Annotated in this window: 4 protein-coding genes; all 4 read right to left on the reverse strand. The window is 49.8% G+C overall.

All coding sequences use genetic code 11. The annotated features are described in order from the left end of the window. Positions 1-895: 895 nt before the first annotated feature. The gene (locus ISP15_RS18060) at positions 896-1,408 is read right to left on the reverse strand and encodes a hypothetical protein (RefSeq protein WP_404549358.1); all 513 of its coding nucleotides are present in this window, start codon (positions 1,406-1,408) and stop codon (positions 896-898) included. A gap of 3 nt (positions 1,409-1,411) precedes the next feature. After that, on the reverse strand, positions 1,412-1,726 hold the full coding sequence (locus ISP15_RS18065; RefSeq protein WP_404549360.1) for a hypothetical protein: 315 nt from the start codon (positions 1,724-1,726) through the stop codon (positions 1,412-1,414). Next, positions 1,723-2,220, reverse strand: a complete 498-nt coding sequence (locus tag ISP15_RS18070) for a hypothetical protein (RefSeq protein WP_404549362.1) — start codon at positions 2,218-2,220, stop codon at positions 1,723-1,725. The genes ISP15_RS18065 and ISP15_RS18070 overlap by 4 nt, the downstream gene beginning before the upstream one ends. A 25-nt stretch (positions 2,221-2,245) precedes the next feature. Further along, a partial coding sequence (locus ISP15_RS18075) for a hypothetical protein (protein ID WP_404549364.1) occupies positions 2,246-3,026 on the reverse strand: 781 nt, incomplete at its 5' end.

The raw sequence follows: 3,026 nt of genomic DNA on the forward strand, positions 1-3,026 counted from the left end.
CGCTGACAGCCAAAACCACCTCGTGGCCAGTAGCGCGATAGGCACGCGCCATGGCGAGCATGGAACCGAGGTGCCCCCAGTTATTTGCGAATTCGCCAGCTATAAGAACTCGCCCTTTACCTTGCGGATTCGGCGTGTCGTTCGACTCAAAGCGAGACTGTTGACTTCGCACTAGATCATCCTTTGCTTGCCGCATTGCTTCCTCTTTCCCTTAGCCAGCCTGACGTGCCGACGTGCTTCTCACTTGCGATGGTGTTGTTCTACCTGCCCGCATCGTTACACCCGCTAAGGCGACCAGCAGCGTCCAGCACCGGGCATCGGGCAAATTCATCCCGCTGCAGCGCGAACTCGATGGAGTGTTTGCCGAGGCTGTTTTGTGCCGAACGAACCGAATCGATTGATCAAGGCACGCATACCAGTAACGCCATCAGCACAAGGCCATGGGCGCTTCTGGTGCAGGGTCAACGCAATCGGCGAGGCGCTCGGGCGGGAAAAGACGTGTCCTGTGGAGGACGGCAGAAGATCACCATGACAACTCCTTGTATCCGTGTGAATGCAGTCTCGAGTTTTGGCCGTACGACTTCTTCTTCGTCGCGCAGGGCTACGTTGCAGCCCGTTTAGCGCCACAGTCGATGATTAACGCCTTAGGAGTCAGTAAAGAGGCGACGCGGCATCACGTCGGCAAGAGAGCCGCTCTTTCCGAGATCTAACATCCGTTCATCCCCCACTCCCCCGCGGCAAGCATACCCTTCATGGACGTACAGCCCGCATGGAGTCTACCCATCCCTAGATGGTGAAAGTCAACATGCAAGATTTTGTGACGCACGGGATGTGATCGAACAGGCGTTGCTACTCAGCAGTGGTGCGCGAGCCGAATAGATGGAAAGCATCACGCTCATGGATTTTCACCCTTGGCTATAGAGAGGTAGTTTGACCCAATTTTTGTAAAACTCACGATCAAGGCTGAAAAAATCAAAGCCGCCATCGCGATCGAAAAAGCGCTATCATAGAGCCATGAATTAATGCACTGCTCGGGAGATTGAAAAAATATTTTCTCACTCGATGAATTAATACTCATTGCTAATGCCATGTAACCCGATATCGTTTTCAAATGAACAAAATCCACCGTAAGTATAGCCCCCTTCGGCACGGCATTTAGTTGTCCAAGACATGCATCCTCATCTAGAGCGCTCACTCTACAATTGAGAAGTTTGTTGTCCAGCCAAGTAGCATTACCTCCTCGAGAAGCGCGATTATATCTATATCTTCCTGTCACCTCGTAATGATGATTGAAATCACCTGCCGAAGGGATTGGCGCATAGTGACAAATAACTAACGCAAGCACTGCAAAAGAGAGAACAAAAGAACCAATGCCTAAAAACAGATATTTGACGGCAGAATTTCTCATGAATTAAATTCCATCGATGCCTGACAGATTTTCGAATTTGGCCACAATATCGGCTACGTCACCGGTTACGCCAGCGACATCAAGAATACGACCCAAAACTTTCCCCATAAAAGTCTTGGATGCGGCAACTTCATCGAGAAATGCAACAGCATTGCGAAGAACCTTATAGCCATCAATCCTTAGCTGATCAGGCGTCTTTTTATCTGCAATATCCTCGCACAAAGCTACGGAGTTCAGGCCTAATGCAGCAAACGAGGAAATAATACTTCCATTCCCCTCTTCGGATGAAAAATTCTCGAACCATGTCAAGGCGCTCATGTCATCTTATTCCTTGTAAGATAAATGTGAGTGACGCCCACGACGACAAGTGCAATAATCAATGAATAGCTTGAAAAATAGAAATTGTTCTGACTTTTCCATGCACTCATGTACTGAAGAGGCGTTTGACTAAACAATTCCTTACCCGAAGATTTAACATTCATTGCCACCGGAACAGTGCCGTCTATTGTTTTTAAATTTACAAACTTCAATGTAATTGGCGCCTGTTGTGGCAGTCCATTTATATATCCCACACAACTATAATAACCAAGAGCCCCACCGCCACAATAGAACCGCTTATTGTTCACCCATGTAGAATTACCGCCACGAGAGCCGTGAGAGTATGTGTAGGTGCCAATCACCTCTAAAGGATGGCTAAGATCCTTAATGGCCGGCATCGGCAGGCAGTACGAAACAACCAACGCTTGAATGCCAAAGAATGCTGCAAAGGAGGCGACTCCTAACAGGAGGTAGTTGGTTGCTGAAACTCTCATGACATATATCCTCCAAGCATTTTGTTCAGATGCCTAATGAATCATAATTGGCAGCTGAAATCCTTGCGGCACGCCCTGCCCCTGCATTTTGGTCTCCAGCAATACGGGAGGCATTATTTTCAAATTGAGTTGCCATATACTTCGTGGCAATCCGTATGGCCGCCTGCCTGTGCTTCGAATTGTCCAGTAACTCGCTGATGTCCTGAGCAATGCGCTCCACGTCTCCCCCATCAGCTATCTTGGCCGCTCCGCTTCGTTCCAGCACATGAGCAACTTTGTGTTGCTCCAACGTGCGCGGAACCGAAAAAATCGGCAGGCCAACAAGTAACGCCGTCGTCGTGGTCGACACGCCACCGGTAACAACAAGGCTAGCTTGAGGCAATAGGAAAGCCAGCTCCAGCGGTTGTGCATAAAAGGTGATTCTGTCAAAGCGCCCTGGCCAATGCCGCGGGCAGCCAGGCATCACGCAGAGCACCTCGCCTTCAAGGTCATTCAGTGCCTGCAAAACGCTTTCGCAGGCAGGCGCTTGCGGGTGCAGGTACGCAAATATGCGTGTACCTGCACCCGTACTTTTCCAACCAGTTCGATAAACCTTGGACAGCGTGAATATCGGCCCGACGTACTGTTGCGGAGGACGTGGACCAAATGGATCCAGCTCCGGCAACGTAGTAAGTCGTACGTCTTTTGCGGTGAAAAGTTCTCCCAAAAACTCGAGATCCGGCTGTTGGAATCGCCTTAGAATCGAGTTGATGTTTTCCACGACCTCCGCCTCCCGAATCACTGCAAGCTCTTGCTCAGGGAGATCG

Source organism: Dyella jejuensis (assembly GCF_044904675.1).
In the GTDB taxonomy this organism is placed as follows: domain Bacteria; phylum Pseudomonadota; class Gammaproteobacteria; order Xanthomonadales; family Rhodanobacteraceae; genus Dyella_B; species Dyella_B jejuensis.

Coding starts and splice junctions, on each gene's coding strand:
- ISP15_RS18060 (WP_404549358.1), bottom strand. CDS start 1,408: ATGAGAAATTCTGCCGTCAAATATCTGTTTTTAGGCATTGGTTCTTTT.
- ISP15_RS18065 (WP_404549360.1), bottom strand. CDS start 1,726: ATGAGCGCCTTGACATGGTTCGAGAATTTTTCATCCGAAGAGGGGAAT.
- ISP15_RS18070 (WP_404549362.1), bottom strand. CDS start 2,220: ATGAGAGTTTCAGCAACCAACTACCTCCTGTTAGGAGTCGCCTCCTTT.